At 57.9% G+C, this 25,797-nt stretch carries 23 protein-coding genes; 9 read left to right on the top strand and 14 right to left on the bottom strand.

The annotated features are described in order from the left end of the window. Positions 1 to 10: 10 nt before the first annotated feature. The 4 genes from ABRP93_RS07675 to ABRP93_RS07660 form a co-directional block, all read right to left on the bottom strand. Positions 11 to 910 carry an oxygenase MpaB family protein gene (locus tag ABRP93_RS07675; protein ID WP_023024174.1) on the bottom strand — a complete coding sequence of 300 codons (900 nt, stop codon included), beginning with the start codon at positions 908 to 910 and terminating at the stop codon, positions 11 to 13. Next, positions 910 to 1,716: an NAD(P)-binding protein gene (locus ABRP93_RS07670; protein WP_349887528.1), complete on the bottom strand. Its 807-nt coding sequence runs from the start codon at positions 1,714 to 1,716 to the stop codon at positions 910 to 912. Before ABRP93_RS07670 ends, ABRP93_RS07675 begins: the two co-directional genes overlap by 1 nt. Before the next feature lie 167 nt (positions 1,717 to 1,883). Next, positions 1,884 to 3,470: a succinic semialdehyde dehydrogenase gene (locus ABRP93_RS07665; RefSeq protein ID WP_349887527.1), complete on the bottom strand. Its 1,587-nt coding sequence runs from the start codon at positions 3,468 to 3,470 to the stop codon at positions 1,884 to 1,886. Positions 3,471 to 3,547: 77 nt separating this feature from the next. After that, on the bottom strand, positions 3,548 to 4,624 hold the full coding sequence (locus ABRP93_RS07660; protein ID WP_349887526.1) for an oxygenase MpaB family protein: 1,077 nt from the start codon (positions 4,622 to 4,624) through the stop codon (positions 3,548 to 3,550). 410 nt (positions 4,625 to 5,034) lie between these two features. Between ABRP93_RS07660 and ABRP93_RS07655 the strand changes: the two genes are divergently transcribed. The 3 genes from ABRP93_RS07655 to ABRP93_RS07645 all read left to right on the top strand — a co-directional run bounded on the left by ABRP93_RS07655 (position 5,035) and on the right by ABRP93_RS07645 (position 6,966). Continuing rightward, complete coding sequence (locus tag ABRP93_RS07655) at positions 5,035 to 5,613, top strand: DUF6230 family protein (RefSeq protein WP_023024166.1); 579 nt, start codon at positions 5,035 to 5,037, stop codon at positions 5,611 to 5,613. Next, positions 5,603 to 6,340: a DUF6114 domain-containing protein gene (locus ABRP93_RS07650; protein ID WP_023024164.1), complete on the top strand. Its 738-nt coding sequence runs from the start codon at positions 5,603 to 5,605 to the stop codon at positions 6,338 to 6,340. Before ABRP93_RS07655 ends, ABRP93_RS07650 begins: the two co-directional genes overlap by 11 nt. A 98-nt stretch (positions 6,341 to 6,438) precedes the next feature. After that, entirely contained in the window at positions 6,439 to 6,966 is a 528-nt protein-coding gene (locus ABRP93_RS07645) for a hypothetical protein (RefSeq protein WP_239269257.1), read from the top strand. Between the two features lie 21 nt (positions 6,967 to 6,987). Here the strand turns inward: ABRP93_RS07645 and ABRP93_RS07640 are convergent, their stop codons facing one another. The 3 genes from ABRP93_RS07640 to ABRP93_RS07630 all read right to left on the bottom strand — a co-directional run bounded on the left by ABRP93_RS07640 (position 6,988) and on the right by ABRP93_RS07630 (position 11,236). Beyond that, positions 6,988 to 8,952 carry an ABC transporter ATP-binding protein gene (locus ABRP93_RS07640; RefSeq protein WP_023024161.1) on the bottom strand — a complete coding sequence of 655 codons (1,965 nt, stop codon included), beginning with the start codon at positions 8,950 to 8,952 and terminating at the stop codon, positions 6,988 to 6,990. After that, on the bottom strand, positions 8,952 to 10,694 hold the full coding sequence (locus ABRP93_RS07635; RefSeq protein WP_023024159.1) for an ABC transporter ATP-binding protein: 1,743 nt from the start codon (positions 10,692 to 10,694) through the stop codon (positions 8,952 to 8,954). Before ABRP93_RS07635 ends, ABRP93_RS07640 begins: the two co-directional genes overlap by 1 nt. Before the next feature lie 125 nt (positions 10,695 to 10,819). Then, positions 10,820 to 11,236, bottom strand: a complete 417-nt coding sequence (locus ABRP93_RS07630; RefSeq protein WP_023024157.1) for a hypothetical protein — start codon at positions 11,234 to 11,236, stop codon at positions 10,820 to 10,822. A gap of 172 nt (positions 11,237 to 11,408) precedes the next feature. On the opposite strand from ABRP93_RS07630, the gene ABRP93_RS07625 reads away from it, so the two are divergent. From ABRP93_RS07625 to ABRP93_RS07615, 3 genes are read left to right on the top strand one after another with little or no spacing between them, the layout of a single operon-like run. Beyond that, positions 11,409 to 12,194, top strand: a complete 786-nt coding sequence (locus ABRP93_RS07625; protein WP_023024154.1) for a phosphoadenylyl-sulfate reductase — start codon at positions 11,409 to 11,411, stop codon at positions 12,192 to 12,194. Continuing rightward, positions 12,194 to 13,093 (top strand): sulfate adenylyltransferase subunit CysD, encoded by a 900-nt coding sequence (gene cysD / locus ABRP93_RS07620; RefSeq protein ID WP_349863419.1) that lies wholly within the window; start codon positions 12,194 to 12,196, stop codon positions 13,091 to 13,093. The genes ABRP93_RS07625 and cysD overlap by 1 nt, the downstream gene beginning before the upstream one ends. Then, positions 13,093 to 14,376 (top strand): sulfate adenylyltransferase subunit 1, encoded by a 1,284-nt coding sequence (locus tag ABRP93_RS07615; RefSeq protein ID WP_349887524.1) that lies wholly within the window; start codon positions 13,093 to 13,095, stop codon positions 14,374 to 14,376. Before cysD ends, ABRP93_RS07615 begins: the two co-directional genes overlap by 1 nt. Positions 14,377 to 14,598: 222 nt before the next feature. Here the strand turns inward: ABRP93_RS07615 and ABRP93_RS07610 are convergent, their stop codons facing one another. The 3 genes from ABRP93_RS07610 to ABRP93_RS07600 form a co-directional block, all read right to left on the bottom strand. Next, positions 14,599 to 15,270: an LppP/LprE family lipoprotein gene (locus tag ABRP93_RS07610; RefSeq protein ID WP_349887523.1), complete on the bottom strand. Its 672-nt coding sequence runs from the start codon at positions 15,268 to 15,270 to the stop codon at positions 14,599 to 14,601. A gap of 46 nt (positions 15,271 to 15,316) precedes the next feature. Then, positions 15,317 to 16,039 (bottom strand): hypothetical protein, encoded by a 723-nt coding sequence (locus ABRP93_RS07605; protein ID WP_239269250.1) that lies wholly within the window; start codon positions 16,037 to 16,039, stop codon positions 15,317 to 15,319. 86 nt (positions 16,040 to 16,125) lie between these two features. After that, complete coding sequence (locus ABRP93_RS07600; protein ID WP_349887521.1) at positions 16,126 to 17,211, bottom strand: hypothetical protein; 1,086 nt, start codon at positions 17,209 to 17,211, stop codon at positions 16,126 to 16,128. A 375-nt stretch (positions 17,212 to 17,586) separates the two neighbouring features. Between ABRP93_RS07600 and ABRP93_RS07595 the strand changes: the two genes are divergently transcribed. The 3 genes from ABRP93_RS07595 to ABRP93_RS07585 all read left to right on the top strand — a co-directional run bounded on the left by ABRP93_RS07595 (position 17,587) and on the right by ABRP93_RS07585 (position 19,203). Continuing rightward, on the top strand, positions 17,587 to 17,847 hold the full coding sequence (locus tag ABRP93_RS07595; protein WP_239269247.1) for a hypothetical protein: 261 nt from the start codon (positions 17,587 to 17,589) through the stop codon (positions 17,845 to 17,847). Between the two features lie 334 nt (positions 17,848 to 18,181). Continuing rightward, entirely contained in the window at positions 18,182 to 18,436 is a 255-nt protein-coding gene (locus ABRP93_RS07590; protein ID WP_349863431.1) for a hypothetical protein, read from the top strand. Between the two features lie 176 nt (positions 18,437 to 18,612). Continuing rightward, positions 18,613 to 19,203, top strand: a complete 591-nt coding sequence (locus tag ABRP93_RS07585) for a nucleosidase (protein WP_349863434.1) — start codon at positions 18,613 to 18,615, stop codon at positions 19,201 to 19,203. A 57-nt stretch (positions 19,204 to 19,260) separates the two neighbouring features. Here ABRP93_RS07585 and ABRP93_RS07580 read toward each other — a convergent pair whose 3' ends face one another. The 4 genes from ABRP93_RS07580 to ABRP93_RS07565 all read right to left on the bottom strand — a co-directional run bounded on the left by ABRP93_RS07580 (position 19,261) and on the right by ABRP93_RS07565 (position 25,724). Beyond that, positions 19,261 to 20,721 (bottom strand): AI-2E family transporter, encoded by a 1,461-nt coding sequence (locus tag ABRP93_RS07580; protein ID WP_349887520.1) that lies wholly within the window; start codon positions 20,719 to 20,721, stop codon positions 19,261 to 19,263. 145 nt (positions 20,722 to 20,866) lie between these two features. Continuing rightward, on the bottom strand, positions 20,867 to 24,307 hold the full coding sequence (locus tag ABRP93_RS07575; RefSeq protein WP_349887519.1) for a bifunctional proline dehydrogenase/L-glutamate gamma-semialdehyde dehydrogenase: 3,441 nt from the start codon (positions 24,305 to 24,307) through the stop codon (positions 20,867 to 20,869). A gap of 602 nt (positions 24,308 to 24,909) precedes the next feature. Continuing rightward, entirely contained in the window at positions 24,910 to 25,584 is a 675-nt protein-coding gene (locus ABRP93_RS07570; RefSeq protein ID WP_023024139.1) for a response regulator transcription factor, read from the bottom strand. After that, entirely contained in the window at positions 25,569 to 25,724 is a 156-nt protein-coding gene (locus ABRP93_RS07565; RefSeq protein ID WP_023024136.1) for a hypothetical protein, read from the bottom strand. The genes ABRP93_RS07570 and ABRP93_RS07565 overlap by 16 nt, the downstream gene beginning before the upstream one ends. Positions 25,725 to 25,797: the final 73 nt, after the last annotated feature.

The following is a 25,797-nucleotide window of genomic DNA, read 5'->3' as shown; positions in this document are numbered from 1 at the left end:
GGTAAAGGCCTTAGTAGTGGAAGCCGCCTTCAGCTTCCGCCTTCTCAAAGGCGCGGGTAGCAATAGGAACCATGCGTGCCTTACGCGGGAGGACGGAGAAGACGCCACGGACGGCGCGGGAGAAGATCTTGAGCTTGCGCTCATCCTTCTTGGTCCACTCCCAGCCAAGCTTGTTGCGCAGCTTGTCCGGAATCATGCCGATTGCAACCCACAACAGCAGGCGGGATGCGTAAGGTGCAATGGGCTTCCACAGCCAGTTGGGCACCTTCGGATCCGGGCTGTCGAGGGTAAGGCCGTTGATGATGCGAGAGCGCTCGATGGTTTCGCTGATATCGAGGGTATCGATCATGTTGTCCACGTACTCTTCAAACTCAGCGTACGTCTTTGGCGCATCGTCGGGCTCTGCAACCTCGTAGAAGGTGTACCAGGTACGGGTCTCCTGGAAGAGCTGCTCGCGCTCCTCTGGGGTCAAAGGATCCATGAAGTTGCCGGCCAACTGGTACGGCATAGCAGCGAAGGTAGCGTGTGCCCAGTAGTAAACATCCGGGTTCAGCGGGTGGTAGCGGCTTCCATCTGGGTGGGTGCCCTTGATGTCCTTGTGGAAGTCACGAATCATGACGCCAACTTCTGGGCCTTCATAGATCGTGCGGATGATCGGGAAGGCGGAGCGAACCAAGCGTGCAACCTCGTTATCAAAAACGTTGGAGTGCTGCACCAAGGACCGGCTGACGTCACGCTGGGCAATCTGCAAAAGACCAGCAGACAGTGCGACGAATGCGGAGCGCCAGTCACCAAAGCGCTGCCACAGGATGGAATCCGGGCCCAGCTCAGGCAGGTTATCGGTGTTATTATCTGCAGTCTGGGTGTGCTTGTCGTTTACAGTGCTTTCAGGATTGCTCAGAGTAGTCATTATGCCTCCTTAAGGGCAGTAGCGGACTTTTGTTGTTTCTGGCGTTCGGACGAGGCGGACTCAGGGGCGTAGTTGGATGCTCGCTTGAAATCATGGGCCGGTGCATCGAACCCTGCGAGCACTTCGCGGATTCCGCGTACGGTACCGGGCTGAACCAACCACTTATCGTGCTTGACGGTTAGTTCGCCTGGTCCACGAATCTCGAGCTGGCGGACGTAACGGCGGCAGTGATCGGCGCGGGCTTCGATGACAGCCAGTGGGCGACGCTTGAGGTAAGAGTCACGCGGGGTGGGGCCGTCAACAAAGAGGGCATTAGGCAGCCCGAATACCTCTACGCCGTGGTGGAGGTACATGTCATCGACGCTGGCCTTTGACCGTCCTGGAACGGAAATCCACGGGGACTCCTCGCCGGTGGCGCGAATCAACACATCGAAAGCTTGGGTTTCCTGACCAGAATCACCGAGGTAGGAGATTTCCCATTTGCCCTCTGCTCGGTCGAACTCGGCACCAGTAACGGCGGTGGAACCGCGGAACTCGGCGCCACTGGTAGCAACAGCCTCTTCAAGGTGGCGTACTACAGAAGCTGGCGAGCCATCAGTTTTAGTGAGACGGAGGTACGGGGTACGGAAGTGGTACTTCCGGGAAACCTCAGTGGCCTCAGCGGAATTGAAGTGACCACCGATGTGTGGTTCTTGTTCAAAAAGAACGGTGTCGAATCCAGAGAATGCGCATTCAGAAGCCGCGGCGCATCCGGCTACTCCGGCACCAACCACTGCGACGGTCGGTCGGCGGTATGGCTTGAACATACTGTTCCTTTCGAGTTTCACAGGGCGCTTACTGGCCGCTGTGTGTTTGTGCAATTTATGTATTCAGCAGAACACATTTCTGAGTATGTTGTGATCGTACACACATGCCTGCTAAATGTGAAGTGAGTTACTGAATTTAAGCGGTGACTGCTTATGCTGCGCAGTGCTTAGGGGAGGAAACGCAAGGCCTTTCCTAAGCGCAATGCAGAGCTCAGCAGGGTGCCGTAGTACTTATTGGGAAGCCAGCTTGGCCCACGCATCGGCATGATCCTTTGCGAGGAGATATTCTTCGCTTCCGTATATTTGGTCAGACCCTCGTGGCCATGGCGGCGGCCAACACCGGACTCCTTGACACCACCCAGCGGGGTAGAAATCGAGGCCCACGTAGAGGCGTAACCGTCATTGATGGTCACGCTGCCTGCTTCAATTTTCTCAGCGATGCCCTGTGCGGTCTCGGGCTGTCCGAATACAGAGGAGTTCAGGCCGTAGGGCAATTTATTTGCCTGCTCGATGGCCTCTTCGACATCGCGCACGCGTTGCACATAGACCACGGGGCCAAAGACCTCTTGCTCTGCAAGCTCGGTGCCTTCTCCCAAATCAGTGAGAACCGTGGGCTCAAAGTGGTAGGGGCCAATATCCGGGCGGGGCTTGCCGCCGGTAATAACGGTGGCGCCCTTATCCACCGCATCGTCGACAAAGTGCTGCACCACATCTAGTTGGTTTTGGCCGATGAGTGAACCCATCGTGTAGTCCCAGTTCAAACCGGAACCAAGCTTGATGGACTCGGTTGCCCGGCGGAATGCGATGATAAATTCATCGAATATGGCATCGGGAACGTAGATGCGCTCAATCGACACGCACAGCTGGCCCGAATTGGAAAAGCAGGCGGTAGCGATGGTGTCAATATGCTTGTCGATGTCCGCATCCGGCGCGATGATCATTGGGTTCTTGCCACCCAGTTCTGCGGAGTATCCAACGAGGCGCTCGCCTACGGTGGTACCCAAAATCTTGCCGGTCTTGGTAGAACCGGTAAACATCAGGTAATCGCAGCGTTCTGAGATGGCGGAGCCGACGACTCGACCGGAGCCGGTAACGATCTGCAGCAGATCCTTCGGCAGTCCTGCTTCCCTCAAGAGGTAGAGGGAAATCAGGTTAGAAAATGGAGTGGATCCATCGGGCTTGGCCACTACGCCATTGCCAGCAAGTAGCGCCGCAACGGCATCGGAAATGCCCAGTGCTAATGGGTAGTTCCATGGGCTGATTTGCCCCACAACGCCCTTAGGAACCCGCTGCAGGTGAGTTTTGGTGATGAGTGGAAATGCGCCCGGCTGCTTCTGAGTGGCCAATAACTTTGGCGCATTATTTGAGTAATAACGCGCGTTATTTAGCACATCGAGTACCTCATCAAAGGCGGCCGTGCGGTCCTTGCCGGTTTCCAATTGGATGAAATCCGCCAGCAGCTCGCGGTGTTTAGCCACGAGGTGGTGGAAGCGCTTCATTACCTTTACGCGCTGCTTAACGTCGGTATCGGCCCAGGCCTTTTGGGCCTGACGCGAACGGCGGAAGGCCTCATCTACGTCGTCTTCGGAACCTACTCCAACCCATCCCAATTCTTCTTCAAATAAGGGGGAGTGGACCGCTTGGCGTTCGCCTTTATCCAGCGAACCAGTGGAGTAGTTAGTGGTGAGATGTTGTAGCTCAGTTAGTAAATGCTGTGGCAAGGGCCGTTCTTGTAGACGGCGTGGTAAAGACATGTAATGCACGCTCCAGAAAGATCAATGAAAAGGTTCGTGAGCTAAAAGCTCACGAACAATTGGGAAGCCGGTGTGTTTTAGAACGGGCAGCCGGCTGCACGGCGTGCGGCTACTGCATCATCGGAATCCGGCTTGTCGGTAGATTCCGCGGTGGCAGCAGAGTCCTTAGCCTGGGCGGCGTTGTAGCCTTGGATCTTCTTCGGCTCCTTGTACTTGCCCTCAATCATGCCGTTCTTGATCATCAAGGAACGACCAGGCTCCATGTAGCGCTTGTCCTCAGGGAGGTGGTCCATGATGAAGCGAACGGACTTGGCGATGCGGTCGAAGCGCTTCTGGTCGCGCTTGGTCCACTTCAGCTCCAAGATGTCGCGGTATTTCTGCGGCAGGGTGGCCACAGTCAACCAGATGGCGCTGCGCATAATGGGCTTCCAGATAACCTTCCATACTGCCTCTGGAACGCCTTCCGGAGCCTTGACCGGCTCTACGCGTGCGGTGCGCAGTGCGAAGTCAACGGTCTGGTTGCGCTCGAGCACGGTATCTGCCATGTCATCCATGTACTTGATCAAGTCATCGTAGTTATCGATGACCGGACGCTCAGACATGCCGTACTTATCCCACCAAGTCACGCCCTCACGGACGATTTGGTCGCGCTCTTCCTTGGTGAACGGGGTACCGAAGAGATCTTGGGCGTAGATAACGCGGTAAACGAAGGTGGCGTGTGCCCAGTAGTAGGTCTCCGGGTTCAGGGAGTGGTAACGCTCGCCATTTTGCAGCGTGCCCTTAATGGTGACGTGGTAGTCGCGGATGCGCTCACCGATGTCCCCATCATCGTAGATGGACTCAATAATCTGCGGCGTAGAGCGCTGCAGGCGAGCGAAAGGCTCGTCGAAGAACTTCGAGTGGTCCAAAAGGGACTGACCAATCGCTGGGTGCATATTCTGCAAAATACCGGTGTAACCGCGCAGCAGCTGCAGGCGGTTATCCGAGCCCCACTTCCACAACAGGGAATCCGGACCCAAAGGAGCGCGGCGCAGTTCGCGCTTTTCTTCCTTCTTGTCCTGGGCGTTTACTTCTTCCGCGCCGGACTGAGGGGAATCAATGTGGGTATTTTCTTCGTTTGCCTGTGCATTTTCGGGTTTCAGTGAGTTGGACAATTCGACCCTCCTTAGTCGATAAAATCTGATGGTTGTGTAGCGTAACACACACCGGTGCGCACCTATTACATGGCGCACAAATTTGGGGGTGCAACGATGTGCGCTGCAGGTTTAGTGGGGGATCGGAAGTTGACAACGGCAGGGGGTGCGATAATCTTCATTAAACATATGACTTGGGCTACACCGTTGCGGGCGTATTTAATTGCACCCCTATTTGTGTGACGTGTCTCAGGTAGTGTTAACGTGTGTTCAAGCTCATTCAATCAGTGGATTGCGTAGGTCTATTTCTCATCGTCGGCTTGTATATCTCTGGCCGCGGTAAAGAGTGGGCTGAAAATTCACAGTAGACGGGGGATGCCGCTAAAACAGGCAGCTACCCCGCCTTTTCAATTCCACAGAAAGGTTCCTTCATGGGCAGGATTAGTATTCCAAAGTTTGCAACCGCACTGGTTGCCGGGCTTGCAGCTTTTGGTGTAACAGGTTTTGCGGTAGCCCAAGGTGGCTTGACCGCTAATATCGCACTTTCAGGAACCTTCTTTAAGGTGAACATGAGCCACCTAGAGGGCGAAGGATTGTCGATCTTCGTTGATAGGGACAAGATGGGAGAAGAAACCATCCCCGCCGCGCGCTTGAAGTTTGAGCACGCAGTGGCTTCCAACTTGTGCCTGTCCGCCAATCTTCCTGATGTCCCAGGGATTGGCGAGACCACCTTCGCCCTCCGCGCGAATGGTGATGACAGTGTGGAGGTAGAAAACCTCTTGGTTGGTGCTACCGACATTAAGGGTCAGCTCGATCTGACGAACGCCAACGTGGGTGTTGACGCCAGCCAGGTCAATGACAAGGCAGATCCAGGTTCGTGGGGATTGTACGCGCAGAAGGTGACCCTGAGCGCGGATGATATTCGTACGACCTCGGTGGGAGCAGAAAGGCTCGCTGCCTCTGGTGTGAATGTGACGGTGAAGAGGGGAAGCAACAACAATGGCTGCTAAGTCTTCTGATGATGAGACTTTGCGCATGCCTGCGGTGAACGAAACCGGTACCGATAACGGCGAAGCTGCACGCAGCGCCCAAGACTCCGCCCATGAGCCAGCCGAGAAAACCGCTGGCGGTGCGGAGGTAAAGGCCGACGACACAGCTAACGCTGGTGCTGCAGCCACGGCCGCGGCGGAAAGCGATGGAGACAATACATCGCAGTCGGTCGCGGATGCGGTCAAAAGCGCTGGTGAATCGCAGGACTCCGCAGCGAATAACAAAAATGACAAAGCCGTGACCCGAGTGGCCCCTAAAGAGAGTTGGTGGAAGCGGTTCAAACACTGGCGCAAGCGTCGTCCGTTCGCGGGTGGCTTGTTGCTCATTTTGTCCGGCATCGCCATCGCCGCGCCGGCCTATATTACTGTGCGCATTTCTGATCTGCTGGTCATGATCTCCACGGTCTCGGGCGTTTCGACGCTTCTAATTGGTGCGGCACTTATCATGTTCGGCCTTGGATCTTGGTTTAGGCAGGAGACCTCGTCTTACCTGGGTGTGTTAGCCATCTTGGTAGCGATCATCGCGCTTCCCACCACGAACCTGGGCGGCTTCGTAATAGGCAGCCTTTTGGGCATTATCGGTGGTGCTCTCTCATTTGCTTGGCAGCCACAGGATCGCCAGAAGTCTCCTAAGAAGCACAAGAAGAAGAAAAAGTCCCAGGCCAAAGAACTGGCGGTTTCAGCATGAAGCTATTCAGGCTGAGCTCACTACCGCGTCGTCGCTCCGCTCGTGTGGTAAAAGGTAGTGCGCTCGCGGTGCTCTGCGCTTTTACAGCGGTGTGTGCGGTGAACCAACCTGAGGAGACCCGTGCGCAGGAAGGCTTGGCCTTAGCGCAATCTGAACTCAGCACGGTGACTGCTGATAACGTCACCCTGACTGGAAACGTAAGCGCCTCGCTCATTACTGTGCCTACCGCACAGGGTGAACAACGAGCGCTGAAACTCGTAGGTGATAAGTTGGCCGCGCGAAACCTCGCGTTGACCCTGCCCGCCGCTATGGGACAGGGCAAGCTAACTACCGGTGATGTGGAGACCACCGTCACGGACGGTCCGGTCACCGTGCTGACCACTGGACTGCAGACAACGCCCGCGGTGGTGGATCACCCCACCATTCCGGTAAACGTCGATTTATCCAACGGCGATCTCAACGCGGTACTTGATCAATTGGGCGTTCCTGACCCGCACGTGGTGCCCGATGCTCCTATCCCGAACGTTCTGATGGAGCACATTTCGCTGCAAGATGTCACTATGGAGCTGGTCAACCTGCAGGGCGCTAATTTGCACGCCCCGCAGGTCCAGCTCAACGTGCAGTAACCACGCAGCGGCTCCCTGCCTTTAAGCCTTTTTGAACTGCGATTGGTGCAGACGCCAATAAGCGCCTTGGGCACGCAGCAGTTCTTCGTGCGAGCCTTGCTCGACGATGCCCCCGTTTTCTATCACCAAGATCAGATCCGCATCCCGGATGGTGGACAAGCGGTGGGCGATGACGAAGGAGGTGCGCTCAGCGCGCAGGGCATTCATAGCCTCCTGGACGAGCACCTCGGTGCGGGTATCCACGGACGAGGTGGCCTCATCCAAGATCAGCAATGCGGGTTGGGCCAAAAAGGCACGAGCGATGGTAATGAGCTGGCGCTCGCCCGCGGAGATGGCGCCGCCATCTTGGTCGATGACGGTGTCATAGCCTTCCGGCAGGGAGTGCACGAAGCGATCGACGTAGGTGGCCTTGGCCGCGGCGATGACCTCATCATCTGTGGCATCGAGCCGGCCGTAGCGGATATTGTCCATGATGGTGCCCTCAAAGAGGACGGCATCTTGTAGCACCATGCCCACTTGGGAGCGCAGGGCGGTGCGGGGCATGTGGGCGGTATCGTGGCCATCGATAAGAATGCGCCCAGAATCGATGTCATAAAAGCGCATGAGCAGATTGACCATGGTGGTCTTGCCCGCGCCGGTGGGGCCTACGATCGCCGCGGTTTGGCCTGGCTCCACGCGCAGATTGAGCCCGGTAATAAGTTCTTTCTCCGGCGAATAGGAAAAGTTAACGTCCTGAAACTCCACGCGGCCGCGGGCGCGGCCAGTTAGTTCATCGCTGGTGGTCTCCAATGATTGCTCTTCTGCATCGAGGAACTCGAAGACGCGCTCGGCAGAGGCCACGCCGGATTGCACCTGTTGCATCATGCCGCCCAATTGGCCCAGCGGTTGGTTAAATTCGCGGGAGTACTGGATAAAAGCGGTGGCCTGGCCCAGGGTCATCTGTCCGTGTGCCACGCGCAGGCCGCCGAGCACGGCGATAGCCACATAAGACAAGTAGGACACGAATTGCATGATGGGCATCATGATGCCGGAGAGGAATTGTGCCAGCGCGGAGGAGCGGAAGAGCTCGTCATTGCGCTCATCAAATTGGCGCGTCATATCCTCCGTGCGGCCAAAGACGATGCCCAGATCATGGCCGGAGAAGGACTCTTCTACCTGGCCATTGAGCTGGCCGGTAGCGCGCCACTGGGTTTTGAATTGGCGTTGCGAGCGTCCGCCAATGACCCCGATGATCAGCGCGGTTAGCGGCAGCGCCAAGAGCGCCACTAGGGCGAGCTGCCAAGAGATGCTAAACATCATCACGGTGATGCCCAGGATCATCAGGATGTTATAAAACAGCTGGGAGAGCGCTTGCTGGAGGGCCTGTTGCACATTGTCGATGTCATTGGTGGTGCGCGAGAGGATATCGCCGCGCTGGTGGGAATCGAAGTAATTTAACGGCAGTGCGTGCACCTTGGCCTCCACGCGCTGGCGCAGCTCGTAGACCGTGTCGATGGTCAGGCGGTTTAAGATGAGCCCCTGCCAGAGCTGGAAGCCGGCAGAGATGATATACATCGCGATCACCGCGATGATAAGCGTGCCCAAGCGGGTAAAGTCGATGCCCTCGCCGGGAGTGAAATCCATGCCTGAGGCCATATCGGCCACCTGATCCTGGCCCTGGGCACGCATGCCGTCGATGGCTTGCTGCGCCGAGATGTCAGTCGGCAGCTCGCGAGAGATAACGCCGGAGAAAATGACGTCCATGGCATCGCCCAAGACCTTGGGTGCGAAGACCGCGAGGAAGACGCAGACGACATTCATCGCTGCCACTACCGCTAGCAGCCGTTTATAGGGCATGAGAAGTAGTAGCAAGCGCTTGGCAGAGGGCCAGAAATTCTTGGCTTGGCGGGGCGCGGAACCGGACCATTCATCGGCGGCGACCTTGGCCTCAAGCTCCTGGAGCTCGGCGTCCTCAGCGGAGGAGTTGTGGGTGGTGTCCTTGGCCATTAGTGCTCTCCTCCAGTTACTCCAGCGGTTTCTTGTGATTCAACGATTTCCTGGTACACGCCCGAAGATTTCAGCAACTCAGTGTGGGTACCGCGGGCGACAATCCGTCCTTTATCGATGACCAAAATCTGATCGGCATCCTGGATGGAGGCCACGCGCTGGGCGACGATGATGGTGGTGACGGCCTCGCCGCGCTGAGCAAAAGACTTGTGCATGGCGGCGCGCACATTGGCATCCGTAACCACATCCAGCGCGGAGAAAGAATCATCGAAGAGATAAATGCGCGGCTGGGCTACGAGCATGCGGGCGATGGATAGGCGTTGGCGCTGCCCGCCCGATACATTGGTACCGCCCTGTGCGATAGGCATGTCCAAGTCATCGACGAAGTCCGCCTGCGCCACGCGAAGCGCCTCCCATAATTCATCATCGGTGGCCTCGGGGCGGCCCAACCGCAGGTTGGAGGCCACCGTGCCGCTAAAGAGGTAGGCCTTTTGCGGCACCAGCGAGACGCGGCTGACGATGTCGGGGCGGGAGAGGGAGGTGGTCGGGGTGGCATCGATAAGCACCTCGCCCTCGCTCGGGACGTACAGGCGCGGGATGAGGGAAAGCAGCGTGGTCTTGCCCGAGCCGGTGGAACCAATGATCGCGGTGGTGGTGCCGGGAGTGGCGGTAAAGGAAATATCCTCTAGCACTGGGGCATCCGCGCCGGCATAGGAGAAGCTGACATTGCGAAATTCCACGGTGCCGGAATTGGTCGCCGGGGTGACGGTATCTTTCGGCGGGGTAATGGATGGCTCGTGGCTTAAGACCCCGGTGATGCGGCGGGCGCATACGAGGGAGCGCGGGAGCATCATCGCCATAAACGTGCCCATCATGACGGCGGCGAGGATTTGCAGCAGGTACTGGAGGAAGGCGGTGAGCCCGCCGACATCGACAAGCTCGGCATCCACGCGCTGGCCACCAAACCACAGCACTGCGCCCGTGGCCACGTTCAAGATGACGGTGATAATCGGGAACATGAGGACAAAAAGCTGGCCGATTTTCAGCGAAAGCTGGGTAATATCCTTATTGGCCTTGGTAAAGCGCTCAGTTTCATAAGCCTCGCGCACAAAGGCGCGCACGACGCGGATGCCGGTGATTTGCTCGCGCAAGGTGCCGTTGATGGTGTCCAATTTGTCCTGCATAGAACGAAAAAGCGGCATAAGCCGCGCGATGAGGACGGAGATGGTGCCGAGCAACACCGCGACAGAAACCCAGACCAACCAGGACAGTCCGGCGTCCTCGCGGATAGCCATGATGATGCCACCGATGGACATAATGGGTGCTGTGACCATGAAGTTCAGCATCATCATGTAGACCATCTGCACCTGCTGCACGTCATTGGTGCCTCGGGTAATAAGCGTGGGCGTGCCGAACTCGCTCATATCTTCTGCGGAGAAGGTGGTGACCTTGCGGAAGACCTCGCTGCGCAGATCCCGGCCCACACCCATAGCGGTGCGGCTTCCGCACCACACCGCGCCGATGGCGGTAATGACTTGGACAAAGGCCACGATGAGCATGATTCCGCCGGTGCGCCAGATATAGTCGATATCGCCTTTAGATACGCCGTCATCAATGATCTTGGCGTTCAACGACGGCAGATACAGGGTCGCCGCGGTGGACAGCGCCTGCAGGATAAGTACCGCTATGACGTAGAGCGTATAAGGCGCCGAGCGGGTGAAGAGGATTCGGACTAGATCCATAAACCTGCGCTTCTTTCGGGATCGATAGGGGTTAACCGCGCAAGTATATCTGGTTGGCGCACGCGGGTCGAACGATATTTATTTTTTGGTACCTGCCCGTTCGGTACCTGCCCGCAAGGCCGAATCTAGACCAAGACGTGTGCCAGCTGTGCCTGAGCGATGACGCTGGTCCAGTCCTCAAAATCCGTGATTGGCGTGCACAGTCCCTCCCACGTGGTGACGGGAATACCACGGGCCTTTAACTCCATGACGATGAGCTCGCGGTCACCGTGGGCGGCCAACTGGTGGACCTCGTTATGGGTGATATCGCCGTCTACTCCCACGCGCACGTTTCCCAGCAGGCGCAGCCGCGGAGTAGTACCCGGTGCGCACTCGTGCGGCACGGCCTCCTCGAGCACCCCGGCAAGCCCCGCAAACCGACGAAGTAGACCGAACGGTGCAGTTTTTTCTGAGATGAGGTCTACGCACATGCCGGCGCTCAGGAGCCTTTCCGTGGCGGATAAGGCGGCAGGACCTTCTCCAATGATGGCAACACGCTGCATAAAAGTTCCTCCCCAGGCGAATCCAGTCGGTCCGAGATAGACTACATTGTCTATAAATCTAGTCCGCTCGGTTCAGAAATAAAACATTTTATTCTTTCCTTCGGCCAAGCTCAGCGCCGTTTCCGGAAAAACGTGCTGCGTGAGCTACCGGGGTTGCCTAGTGTGTGAGCTCATGAACCCAACGACGAACTTGCTGGATGGCGGAAAGCCCTTCCGCGATCCCCACATCTCGCCCGAAGGCACGCGCGATACCGCGCCGCTTTCCACTGACGTGGCCGCGCGCAATGAACAGCTAGTGGAAAAGTGGGCGGATAAGCTCGCCTACGAATCCGCAGAAAACATCACCGAGTGGGCCGCCGAGCACGCCCCTGGCCGGCTTGCGGCCACCATGTCCATGGAAAATACCGTGCTGGCAGAGCTCTCCCACCGCGCCGGGCTCGCAGCGGATCTCCTCTTCATTGATACCGGCTGGCACTTTCCAGAAACCCTCCAAGTGGCCGAAGAGGTGGATAAGCGCTACCCGGATCTCCCCCTTGTCCGCGTGCTGCCGCTGCTGAGCCCCGAAGAACAAGACGAGGTCTACGGCCCGCGCCTGTACGCGCGCGATACTGCCGCGTATAACCGCATGCGCAAGGTGGAGCCGTTGAACATGGCCATGGACCCTTATGCCGGATGGGTCACGGGCCTGCGCCGGGCCGATTCCGAGCACCGCGCCCACGCCCCGGCGCTCAGCCTGGACCGCACTGGGCGGTTAAAGATTTCGCCGATTATCACTTGGAACTTGGACGATACCGATCAGTACATCGCAGATAATGACCTCATCATCCACCCGCTGACCCTGCAGGGATACCGGTCCATCGGCGATGCGCCGTTGACCTTTCCGGTCGGCGACGGTGAGGACGCCCGCTCCGGGCGAGTATTTGGAGATGGCAAGACAGAATGCGGGTTACACGAATAATGAGCACACTTTCCCCACACCTACAAGACCTAGAAAATGAATCCATCCACATCCTGCGCGAGGTGGCCGGGCAATTCGATAAGGTAGGCATCCTCTTTTCCGGCGGCAAGGACTCCGTCGTCGTCTTCGAACTGGCCCGCCGCGCCTTCGCCCCGGCCACGGTGCCATTTGAATTGCTCCACGTGGATACCGGCCATAACTTCCCCGAGGTCATCAAATTCCGCGATGACTTGGTCGCAGAATCCGGTGCCCGCCTCCACGTCGCCCACGTTCAAGACTGGATCGATAGCGGCGAGCTGCAGGAACGGCCCGATGGAACGCGCAACCCGCTGCAGTCGGTGCCGCTGGTAGAGACCATCGCCAAGCGCGAGTACGACGCCGTGCTGGGTGGGGCCCGCCGCGATGAGGAGCGCGCCCGCGCCAAGGAACGCATCTTTTCCATCCGCGATTCCTTCGGTGGCTGGGACCCGCGCCGCCAGCGCCCCGAGCTGTGGGACCTGTACAACGGCGGCAAGATGGCCGGCGAAAACGTGCGCGTCTTTCCCATTTCTAACTGGACCGAATCCGATATTTGGGAATACATCGGCGCGCGCGGGCTCGAGCTGCCGCCCATTTATTACTCGCACCAGCGCGAGGTCTTCAACCGCGGCGGCATGTGGCTTTCGCCAGGTGAATGGGGCGGGCCGAAAGGCGATGAGCAGCTAGAGACCCGCACCGTGCGCTACCGCACCGTCGGCGATATGTCCTGCACCGGTGCCGTCGACTCCACCGCATCCAGCCCCGATGAGGTGCTCGCGGAAATCTCCATTTCCACCCTGTCTGAGCGCGGCGCCACCCGCGCCGATGACAAACTTTCCGAATCCGCCATGGAAGACCGCAAGAAGGAAGGCTACTTCTGATGACGACTACCCTCGAGCCGAATGTCGGCGCCCTCAAACAGCGCGATACCCTGCGCTTATGCACCGCTGGCTCCGTTGATGACGGCAAATCCACCTTCGTCGGCCGCTTGCTCTATGACACCAAGTCCGTGCTCGCGGATCAGGTCGAGTCCATGGAGCGCTCTTCCTCCGATCGCGGTTTCGATGGCATGGACCTGTCCCTGCTTGTCGATGGCCTGCGTGCCGAGCGCGAGCAAGGCATCACCATCGACGTGGCCTACCGCTACTTCGCCACCGATAAGCGCACCTTCATCCTCGCCGATACCCCAGGCCACGTGCAGTACACCCGCAATACGGTCACCGGTATGTCCACCTCGCAGGTAGTGGTGCTGCTTATCGATGCCCGCCACGGCGTTGTCGAACAAACCCGCCGCCACCTCAACGTGGCCGCGCTTTTGGGCGTGCGCCACGTTGTCCTCGCGGTCAACAAGATCGACCTCGTGGACTATGACGAGCAGGTCTTCCGCGATATCGAGGCCGAATTCCATAAGATTGCGCAGCGCCTGGACATTACTGATACCACCGTCGTGCCCATTTCCGCGCTCAAGGGCGATAACGTGGTCGAGCGCTCTACCACCATGGACTGGTACACCGGCCCCACGGTCCTCGAGGTCCTTGAGACCATTCCCGTCGCTACTGGCCGCGCCGATGAGCTGGACTTTCGCTTTCCCATCCAGTACGTCATCCGCGAGCACGCCACCGATTACCGCGGCTACGCTGGCCGCGTGAAAGCCGGGTCCATCGCCGTGGGCGACGAGGTGCACCTCCCCGAAGGCCGCACCAGCACCGTCACCCAGATCGATACCGCCGATGGTCCTGCCTCCTTGGCCGCCGCCGGTGATTCTGTGACGCTGCTGCTTGCCGATGACGTCGATCTCACCCGCGGCGATCTCCTCGCCGGCGCTCAGCGTCCCCCGGCCACCCGGGAATTCGATGCCACGGTGGTAGGACTTACCGAAAAAGACCTGAAACCTGGCCAGATGGTAAAGCTGCGCTACGGATCCTCCTTGGTCAAGGCCCGCATCGCTGCCCTTGCCCGCACCTTGGATCTCGATGGCGTAACTGATGAGGATGATCCCGAGGCCGTTGTCATGAACGATATCGCCCACATCACCATTCAGACCCAGGCCGAACTGCCCGTGGAGGATTACGCCGCCCGCGGTGCCGTGGGTAACTTCCTGCTCATTGATCAATCCTCCGGCAATACCCTGGCCGCCGGCTTCGTAGGCCACCGACTGCGCTAGTCGTTTTTCGCGCCACTCTCACTTTAGCCGCTGTCGCTCATGTCGCTGCGCGTCATATTGAGGCCTGTGCACCGAGCAACAGCGGCGAAGTTGGGCCCAGCACAGCGGGCCCTTCGATGGCTAGGTGCACGTAGCAGGGGAGTGCAGCCACCAGCGCGAACCTAGCAAGATTTGCCACAAAACGGTTGAAAATTCAGCGAAACGTGCTTGTTTTACATTGACCTATCGTGTTGGTGGAACATCACCCGACATGATGACCTTCTGCTCGCTCTCATCCCAGCGGAATCCCGCATTGGTTGTACCCGAGCGGTTGGCATTGCTTTCACCTTTGCGAGGCCAGTGATAGGTCACCGCGATTTCGGAATCGTTTACGCGTTCAACCGTGGGAGCGAAGCCGTAGGGTTCTGCTGTTGCGGTCCCTAAGTACTCACCGTGGTTGAACAGCATGATGTGGTAGGGAGAAGAACTTGTTCCTCCCTCGATCATCAGGGTTTCCCACGATAGGGAAGCGCAAGGGTCGTAGCCTGAGGAATCGATTAGCTCCCAACCGATGGTGTACCACGGCGCAACTTGGGAAACGCTGTCTTGGAACGCTGTCTGGGCGCTTTGCGTACCGCAGGTTTGGTCGGATTTGCTTGCAGAAGAATTCTCGTCACCTAGTTGGGACGCTTGGCTTTCCTCTTCTTCATCCATCACTACGTTGGGCGGCACTGGCTTGGAAGTAGTTTCTTCTCTTGGGGAAGAATCTTTCCTCGAGGTTTCCTGCTCTGCGTCGTCATCTTTTTCTGGTGAGGTGGACCTCGAAGCAGTCTCATACTGGAGGTGTTGACCATCAGCGTTGGTGGAATTATCGTCACAGCCAGCCAGAGCAAGGGACACGTTTGCGAGGATCATTGCTGCTCCGATGGCCAGTACTCGGCCATGGAAAGGCCTATGCGAGTTAGGCATTCTCAATTGCCCGTCGTCCCATAGTCTTGCGAATCGACCACACGAACTCCCAAAGAATCAACATGAGCGGAGTGGTTACGAGCGTTTTGATCAGTGAGGCGCTGAAGCCTGCGGTCTTAGACTCCAGCTCCGAGGAATCAAAGACGAGGTCCAGGGCGGTGACGTCACTAGCTTCGCCGGCAAGGGACAAGCCTCGGATTCCGGCAATAAGCCACATGAGGAGCAGTATGCCCCATAACACGCACCACATGATGGATTGACAACGTTGGCGGTCTGGCTCGACAGAGAACGCTACATTACTAAAGTCGACGGTGAATTGTTTATTAGCGACGTTGAAGCTTGAATTGCTGCTGGATTGATGATTCGTTGCCTGCGGCTTCCAGTCTTGTTGTTGCGCCGAGTGTTGAGGAGCGTATCCAGGCACCGGGGAATTGGAAGCAGGATTCTCTTGCGGTGCAGTGTCGGACGGGAGAGCAGCGATGTAGCGGATGCGCGCGATATCTACTTCGGCCCCAGTGGCATCAGCCAACTCGTTATCGTATTGCTTGCGCCGGTTGTCCGCGGAAAAGATTTGTCGCGCAGTATTCAGTTCGTCGCGTGCTGCGGTGTCCGCAGGATCTACGTGGGCAAGCTTGTTGTCAATCTCTGCGATGAGATCGGTGGAATCGGCCGAAGCATCGAGGGAGAGAGAGTCGTAGAGGTTGTAGTGGGGCATAGAGAGTTCCTTTCTAGTGTTAGATCCAGGGTCGTACGGAGAAGAGAGTGAGAGATCAGGAAGAGAGTATTTACGTAAAGAGGGAACTAGCAGGGGTCGGAGAAGTCGGCGTTATTATTCAGTGAACGAGCATTGCCACCGTATTGCGCTTTTAGCTCGCACACTTTCTCCACGCTATGGCCTGCGTCGAAGTAGATAGCATAGACGTCGTTGCCGTTTACTTGACTACGAAGAGAGCTGCAAGCGCCGCCGTAAAGAATTTTCGATCCCGGGTACTTGTCCTGTACGCGGGAGGTCTCGCTAAACGGTTCGCCACTTGAGATGAGCACGGACTCAGCGATGAGGATGTATCGGCCGTCGCACTTTCCGTCCCAATCTCCGGCCCAGGCGAATTCATCTTCGGCCCCGGATCTGTTGGTGGTTTCCTTAGCGCTTTCGGCTTTGGCGTTAGCATTGTCGTCGCACAGCAAAACCTCATCAAGCAAGCGGCGTGGGGCACCAGCGTCTTCAAGTTTGGACTGGTCGTAGCATCCCATATCGGATTGCGGCACCGATCCATCTGTTTTGTAAATGTGCCACGCATTGTCGGTCCAATAGAACAAGGCGAGGTTCCCGGTGCCGTCTTCACCTGCAAAAAGCCAAGAGTCATCGCAGTACATCTTTACTGGGGAGCGCAAATCGCTAAGTTTGTCGTCTGCGTAATTATTGCACTTCTCGTATTTGGTCAGCTCTTGTGCTTTAGCATCATTTTCTTCTCTGGGGGATTCTTTTCCTCGTCCTTTTTTGGAATTATCCTCATGTTTGTCGGACTCGGCTCCCTTCTCAGAGTGGGAGTCATCTTTAGCCTCAGAGCTAGTCGCCAATGCAGGTTCATTTGGATCATCTGCATCATTTGTATCGTTCCTATCAACGAATGCCCAAGCTAGACCGCCAACCAGAGCGAGAACCGCTAGCACAGAGATGACTAGGAACACGATGCGTCTATTTTTACTGGAGGACTTAGGGTGTTCAAAGTTCTCGTCTGTAGATGATGCTGCAGTAGTCGAGGCTGTAGAGGAATTAGGTGAGGGCGTACCCCAAGCTTGTTCCTTGCGCGGCAAGGGGCGCATACCTTCAGTAGAAGGATCCGAGGAGGGGTGATCCGGCTGGCCCCAAGCATTGTTGTCGTTCAAAAGCTGGACTCCTCCATAAGCAATTTAAGAGCGGAATACGAGAGAGATTGGACAATCTAACGATTAATCCATGATGTACTAGTGACATACAATTTGCAGAAATTGTTTCAATTAAACTTTAATCTAGGCATTTAGCTCCATTCAAGTTACTTTCGCATAAAACGAACGACATAAGTACGACATCTGTGCGGTCAAGAGTTGAAGCTAGAGGGAGTAAGTCGCCCCCAAAACCGTTGAATAAAAGGGCCTAGCAACAGCTGAAGGCTGTGCTTTAGTGCGAGAGCTTGAGCAAACGAGGGACTTGCAGTCGGGAATAGTAAGCCGGCTCCTTCCTGGCCAGCTTAACCCCAAGTGTGACCTAAATTTGAATCCTCTATGAGGAACGAGAAAGAAGCACCTGTGGCACTGGAGCGAAATCGCAATGCGTCCGAATTTCACACAGCTCGCAAACGAGTGAGCGTGCCCCGAGACCTTATCAGGCGATTAGGCGGTGCGTTGGCCTATGGCGCAATCGAAGCTTTCGGACCAGATGCCCAATCAGAATTGAGCAAAGTCTTTGATTTGGGTGACGTTATTGACCTCATCTTGCTATGTCAGCTGCCGGAAATGGAGATCGCGCCGGGAGTGGAGCAGTAGGTGGAGAGAGACTACGCCAAGAAGCTGCTGGGGCGAATCAGTGCGGGGGCTACGCATTAGGAGACTTATGACCGCCAGCTGCGTGCGACTGTGGTGCGGGTATCGCGTGGGGCGTTCGCCTGTGGACCTTGCCGGGCGTCAGCGCCTTCCCAAGGATGTGGAAAGGGCATTCCCAGAGTCGTTTTCCATTGCGATATCACCAGTCCCTACACCATTGCCGGAGGAGGTGTGGCTGGGGATGTACGTGGCCAATGCGACGCGGCTCGGAGAGCTAAACACTCAGGTAGAAGGTGCCGGGTTGGATGAGAACTGACAGCAAGGGTTGCGGCTGGGGATGAGCCTGGCCGCAACCTACCGCCAAGTCTGGAGTTCCGTGCGCGGCCAGTGGCACGTGAGCCCGCAGACGCGCTATATCGTGCTCTCGTGCTTTGGCTATTGCCCCTTTGTCTGCCGCGTGGCCGAGGGCAGTTGGCGCCGCGATTCCTTCGATGAGAGCCACGGTCGTTTCAAGGTCACGGAAAGGTATTTGATAGATGTGGATCGCGAACGCTTCATTCACCTTGACAGCCCAGATCCGGGTGGTGCTTAGTTGCCCACGGCACGGGAGGCGGCGGAGGCGACGACGGAGGAAGACCTCGCCGTCGCAAGTACGCTTACTGGCCGAATCATCGCCGTGGGCGCCGGGCATAAAAATATTACGATTCGCCTGCACCAAAGGAACCACACGTTGAACTTTGATTAGGGCGAGCAGGTATTCTCGCAGACATGGAGAATCTCAACGGACGCACACTTTTCGTCGCCGCCGTGGACGCCGAAGCTGCGCACATTCCAGACGGCGAAGCGCTGCTCATTACCGGAATCGGCACGGTTCCAGCCGCGATTTCCCTGACGGAGGTATTGGCAGAGGCTCGCGCAAACGATGCTTTGCCTGAACGCGTGGTCAATATCGGAACGGCGGGTGCGCTTGTCGATGGCATGGATGGCGTCTTCGAGATCAATAAAGTGACCAAGCACGATTTTAAGCTAGAAGTGCTGACCGATATCAGCCGTTACCTCCTGCCAGAATTCATCGAGCTGGAGACCTCCGGCGAGCTTCCGGCGCGCGGGCTGGCCACCGGTGACATGTTTGTCTCTACTACCGCATTGCGCAATGAGCTGGTGAAAAAATCCCAGCTATGCGATATGGAGGGCTATTCTATTGCCGCTGCCTGCCAGCGCTTTGGTGTGCCCTGCACACTGCTGAAGCAGGTCTCCGATTCCGCTAATGAGGAATCGATGGGCACCTGGGCTGGCGTCTTGGACCGCAGCGCCCGCCAGCTGGCCGCTGCCGCAGCCGATTTAGGCTTCTTGCGCTAGCCGATGCCTCCGTTTCCTTCCTCGCCGTTTCGCACGGCGGAGGAAGAGCGGGGCTTTTTAGGTTAGCGGGCTCATGGCCGCGAAAAGCTGCTTTACCTTTTCGCGAGGAGACTCTTCGAGGGGGCTGTCGCTGTCGCCTTCTTCGCCGGTGCGCTTGTCCTCGGGGTCTGTATTGTCCGCGTCCTCAGCTTCTTCGTCTTTGGACGTGGACTTAGAACCTGTGACGATTTCGATGTCCTCGGGGGAAACCTCGCCGGCGCGCAGCGCGGCCATCTCTGCGTGGTAGCGCAGGACAACAGTAATGGTCGCGGCGACTGGCACGGCAAGGAAAGCACCAACGATGCCGGCCAGGGTGGAGCCCACGGTGATGGAGAGCAAAACGATGGCCGCGTGCAGGCCCATGGCCCTGGACTGCAGGATGGGCTGGAGGACATTGCTTTCTACCTGCTGGACAATGATGATTAGCGCCAGAGCGAGCAGCGCATTGGTCAGCCCGTTGGAGACCAAGGCGATAATGACGGCCAAGGCGCCGGCGGTGACAGCACCGATGATGGGGATAAAGCCCGCGAAGAATGTGATGACGGCGATGGCCAGTGCCAGTGGGACCTGGAGGACCCAGAGGCCGAGGCCGATAAAGACGGCATCGACAAGCGCGACTAGGGCTTGGGCCTGAATGAAGCCAGACAACGTCTTCCACACGCGGGAAGTAAGTTCCGTGATGTGCCAGGCAGCGGAGTTACCGGTGTATTTGCGCAGCCAGGGCAGGAATCTATCGCCGTCTTTAATGATGAAGAAGGTGATAAAGAGCATGATGACGGTGGCTACCGCAATGGAGCTGGCCATGGAGAAACCGGAAAGCACGCCGGTGGCGATGGTGGAAGCCTGGCCCTTGGCAAAGGACACGATGTCCTCGAGGACCGACTGCAGTTGGTCCACCTCAATATCCAGTGGGGAATCATTGACCATCTTGGTCAGCTGCATAATGCCGGCTTCGGCTTCATTGATAAGCACTTTGGACTGCGCGGTGACCATGGGCGCCATGGCGGCAAAGATGCCGCCGAAAATAACCACCAAACCCAAAAGCGTTGTGACCGCTGCCAGGGTGCGGGGAAAGCCCTTGGAGCGCAGGTAGGCGCTAACTGGATAAAGCACCGTCGAGACCAAGATGGCGAGGATAACCGGCAGCAGACCCACCCAAATAAAGCGCAGCAGGAAACCCGCCAGGCCCAATCCTGCGACGATGAGGATAAAGCACACCGAAATCTTGGCCATGCTGCGGAAGTCCTTGGCCAGCACGGCGGATTTATTATCGCGATCGGCGGGATCGGCGGTGGCTACCTCAGCGCCCAATTGGGATTCATCGGGGGAGACCAGCGGCGCGACAAAGGGGTTCTTTGCGTCAGCCTTGCGGTTGACGGAGTTTTGCTCGAGCGTCGACGGATACTGCGCGCCCTGCGCCGAGTTCTGGCCCGGGTGCTGCTCGGTGCCGCTGGAAGAGTGGTTATCTGGCGTAGTCATTCATCTACTATGCCACACGAAACCACCTAGAGATAGCGCGGGAAAAGCAGAGAAAAAGGTAGCGCCCCACCCAATTCCCAGCAGAAAAAGGGCGGGAGAAGGTGGGGCGCTTAGTCACTGTGCCGCGGCGACGGCAACTGGCGTATTAGTCGCGCAGGTTGCCCACGTTGCGGATGATGCCGAAGCGGTGCATGGTCACGGAGACTGCCTGCTCGAGGAGGTAAGGCATGAGCTCACGGCGGCCATCGGCAAGCACGGGCTGGTCCAGCACCACGGAGTTGGAGCGCACCGCTGCCTCGTAAACGGAATCCGGCACGGTGCCCAGGGCGCGCACGCGGGAGGACTCGTCATTGGCCACGGCGGCGGCGAAGGAGCCATCAGAAATGGACTTCACGTCGAAGCCGAGCTCCTGCAGCTGGCCGGCAACCTCTGGGGCGGCGGAGATTTCCGTCTCGGTGCCGGTAATCCCGGAAGCCAGTACCTGGCGGGCGACATCGCGCAGCTTGTAGCCCTCACCCACGCGGATACGCAGCTTGGTTAGCAGCGGGCGGTAGCGGAAGCGGTTGGCTTCCGCGACCAACGCAGTGCGGTCGTGGGTGCGGCCGAATTCCTCGAGCCATGCAATCCGGTCCAGCTCGGCGGCGCGCCAGAGCCATTCCAGATCGTCCTGGCTGAGCTCATCAGAAAGCTCATCGCGCAGGCGCTGCAGAATCTTCACGCTGGCTGGGGCGATATCCACGTCGCGCGGCTTGAGCTCGCCATCGGTCCAGGTACCCATCTGGGCCACGTAGTTCGGGCCGCCGGCCTTGGCGCCCGGTCCCATGACGGATTTCTTCCAGCCACCGAAGGACTGGCGCTGGACAATCGCGCCGGTAATGCCGCGGTTGACGTAGGCGTTGCCCACCTCAACGTTGTCGATCCAGTACTCGATTTCCTTGTCATCCAGGGAGTGGATGCCGCCGGTCAGGCCATAGCCGGTGCTGTTTTGCCAAGCGATGGCCTCTTCCAAGGTATCGGCGTACATGATGCCAAGGATGGGGCCGAAGCACTCGTTCTTGTGGTACCAAGAGCCCGGTTGGACATTATCGCGAATGCCCGGGGACCACAGGGTGCCTTCCTCGTTGAGCTTCTCTGGCTTCAGCAGCCACTTCTCGCCCGGCTCCAGCTGGGTCAGGCCGCGCAGCAGCTTCTCGCTCGGCTTTTCAGCCAGGCCGTTCATCGTGGTGGTGATGTCATAGCCCGGGCCAGGCTTCAGGGTCTTGACGGAATCCAGCAGCTGCTCGCGCAGGCGCTTGGACTTGCCCGCAGCGCCAACGAAAATCACCAGCGAGGCTGCCGAACACTTCTGGCCGGAGTGACCGAAGGCGGAGTTGTACAGGTCCTGGATAGCCAGGTCCGGGTCGGCGGCCGGGGTGATGACCAGCGCGTTCTTGCCGGAGGTCTCCGCCATCAGGTTCATCTTGGGCTTCCAGGAGCGGAAGAGCGCGCCGGTATCGGATGCGCCGGTCAAGATGATGTTGTCCACGTCATCGTGGGAGAGCAGGGCCTTGCCGGCATCGCCTTCATCAGTAAGCACCAGCTGCACCAGATCCGGGTCCAAGCCTTCTGCTTCGAGTGCGGTACGGAAGGCCTCAACCACCATCTTGCCGCAGTGGACTACCTGGGGAGCAGGCTTGACGATGACCGCCGAGCCCGCAGCCAAGGAGGCCGCAATGCCGCCGGTAGGAATGGCGATGGGGAAGTTCCACGGTGGGGTCACCACGGTGACGGTGTGCGGGTGGAACTCGGAGTGTGCCTCTTCCAAGAAGCGCGCGGACTGCCCGTAGTAGGTGCAGAAGTCAATGGCTTCCGAGACCTCCGGGTCAGTCTGGGTGACCGTCTTATTTGCCTCGTAGGCTGCCACGGAGATGAAGTCCCCGCGCTTGGCTGCCAGCTGGTCCGCGACGGCGTCCAGGGCTGCGGCGCGCTCTGCGGCGGGGCGCTTGCCCCATTCGGTGCCCAATTCCTTGGCGCGGGCGACGTAGCTTTCAACAGCGGAGGGGTCGGTGACCTCTTGGACGCCGTGCTCACCGGGGTCATTCGCAAGCGCACGCTTGGCCCAGGTGCGGTTCGGGGTAATTGCCGGGTCCGTATCGGGCTCGTTCCTGAAGCGCCCGGAATCCGGCGCCTGGCGCCCGGAATCCTCGAGGCGGTTTTGGGTGCGGCGCGATCCAGCGAAGGTATCCCAGCGCTTGGCAACGGCCTTGCGGAACGTCTCTTCCTGGCTTGCCAGCGGTTCTTCGCCCGGGGCAAAGAGGGCGTAGAGGAAGTTCTGCGGCGCGGAGTTCTCCTCCAAGCGGCGCACCAGGTAGGACACGGCGACGTCAAAGTCATCTGCGTGGACCACCGGGGTGTAGAGGATCTGGCGGCCCTCGTAGACCTTGCGCACCGCTGCCTGCTGCGCCGGGGACATGCCCTGCAGCATCTCAGAATCCAGCATGTGCAGCACACCGCGCTTTACACCCAGCTCATAAGCCATGGCGGCGGTGTACAGGTTGTGGCTGGCCACACCAATGCGGATGCAGTCCGCGAATTCCTCCTGGAGGATGTAATCCAGCAGGCGGTAGTAGTTAGCGTCAACGTCCAGCTTGTTGGTGTAGGTAGCCAGCGGCCAGTCGTGGACTTCGCTTTCTGTGGTCTCCATGGACAGGTTGGCGCCCTTTACAATGCGCACCTTGACCTTGGCGCCGCCCTCTGCCACGCGCTGCTTGGCAAATTCCGCGATGTCCTGGAGGGCGTCGAAGGTATCGGGCAGGTAGGCCTGCAACACGATGCCGGATTCCAGGTTCTTGAACTCCGGCTCGCTCAAAAGGCTCTTGAACAGGCGCAGCGTCAGGTGGAGGTCGTGGTATTCCTCCATGTCCATGTTGATAAAGACCTGTGGGTTGCGGCGTGCGGCTTCCTGGTAGAGCGGGCGCAGGCGGTCCTTCAGGCGCTCCACGGAACTGCCGATGTCCCAGTTATTCAGCTGCGCCACCATCGAGGACGCCTTGACGGATACGTAGGTCACGCGCGGGTTCTTGATGAGCTCCAGCGTGCGGCGCGCGCGGGACATTGCTTCCTCTTCACCGAGCACGGCCTCACCCAGGAGGTTGAGGTTCAATTGCTCGCCGGAGGCAGCGGCCTTTTCCAGGGTGTCATTGAGTGCGTCCGATTCCGCGTCCAGCACCAGGTGGCCAATCATCTTGCGCATGTACAGGCGCGCTACCGGCATGACCAGGTTAGGCAGGATCGGGCCGAAGAAACCGCCGGCGCCGACGAGCGCGCCATTGATGCTGCCCAGGAAGGACGGATCGTACTGGGAAGAAATGTCCTTCAGCGCCTTGGCCGCGACCTTGTCATCTTCGGGGCGCATGACGCGGTCAACGAAGTCCATGGTGAACTTCACGCCATTGTCATCGCGCAACAGCTCCGCGAGTTGCTCGGTGGCCTTGTCCTTTTCATCTGCGGTGGAATCGAGCCAGCCCTGTGCGCGCTTAATGGCGGCGGGCAGTACGGCCTCAACATCATCGGATAGTGGCGTGCGGGTGTATGCGGGAGAAGTCATGTGGAATTCAACCTCTTTTTCGAAACGTGTACTTCCAGGTTGGTGGCCAACCCACACCGCGGTGTGGCCTTTGTGCTGTGCCTTTTAGCGCCGGTGGCAGAAAGTGGCTGGTAAGTCTTTGGAAATTGGAAAGCATGCGGGCTAATAGGACGCCGCATACGCGGCAGGGAGTGGAACACGCGGAGTGCGCGCGCCGCTGCTCGGTGGTTTAAACCAAGCGAATCAACAAGCCATAGTGCTACCGGTATTGGGGACCGGGGGCCTGTCGCTATGGCGGCGAACGCGTGCCAAGTTGGTGTTCAACACTCACCTGCTTTCTACACTGTGGCGATGTGGAGCTAGGGGACAGAAAAGAAAGCTCAGAAGTGATTTTCTATTCCGGTTCTAGCGTGGGCATCACCGGCCGAATGAAGCCGATTGATGCGCGGGAAATGCTATGTAGTTGTGTGTGAAATCAATTATAGGGTTGCCGATATAGTGATGCTAGTCTCGTTAGCAAAATCGGCTGTGGGGGTAAAAAGATAAAAAATAAAATCCCAGCATGTGGGGTTTAGAGGGGGTGGGGCCACGATTAAGGGCAGGCGCCATTCGCTGTTATGCAGCTATTTGCCGTACCCCGCTTTTAGCGCTTTGACCGCTAGCTCGAGACGAGACTTGGCGTGAAATTCGGTTAACAGGCTAGAAACGTATTTTTTTACCGTTCCCGGAGCATAGTGGGTGCTTTTTGCGATCTCTTCGTTGGATTTTCCCTCGCACACCAAATCGAGAATCTGCGCTTGAGCGGGTGAAATATGGTGCTCAGAGGCGGAAATCGCAGACGGAGATTGAGTGTCGTTGTCGCTCCATCCTGGCATTTGCTGGAATAAGCGCGTTAAAGGTTGGGGAGCTACGACCGTGCCACCGCGGACGGCCTCGCGCACCGTGTCCAAAATATAGGCCGGTTTCGAGCTCTTCAGGATATAGGCTGCCGCCTTATTGGACAGGACTTCCCTTAGGGTCTCGTCATTATCCATTGCGGTCATAGCAATGAATACCGGTGGATTAGGTAGCTCATTAAGCTTGCGCAGTAGCGTTGTGCCGTCCATCTCCGGCATATGAATATCCGCGATGACGGCATCGACATCGTGGCGTTCTAGCTGCTGTAATGCGGCTTTCCCATTTTCTGCGACGGCGACGATCTCCATATCTTCGGCCGCCGCGAAATAGTGGCCGAGTGCCTCGATGACCAGTGGATCATCATCGACTAGGAGCAGCGAAGTTTTTATTTGAAGCACCATGGGGCTGGGCAGCCAAAGACGAGCTCTGCCGAAGACTCGTACTTATTGTTTTGTGGGAGATCGCCTGGGGTGAGATCTGCCCCAAAGAGAGAAGCGGACAACATGAGGGGCGTGAGAAAGCTAGCGAGGGCAGCCTGCATGGCACGACTCCTTTATATAAAAACCGGATTTATAAGAAACATACGTAAGTGTAGTAAAGGAATAGTGGCGCTG

Origin of the sequence: Corynebacterium sp. KPL2850 (assembly GCF_040225855.1) — a bacterium.
GTDB lineage: Bacteria > Actinomycetota > Actinomycetes > Mycobacteriales > Mycobacteriaceae > Corynebacterium.
Note: the sequence above shows the minus strand (reverse complement) of the source record. Positions and strands in the feature narration are given on the sequence as shown.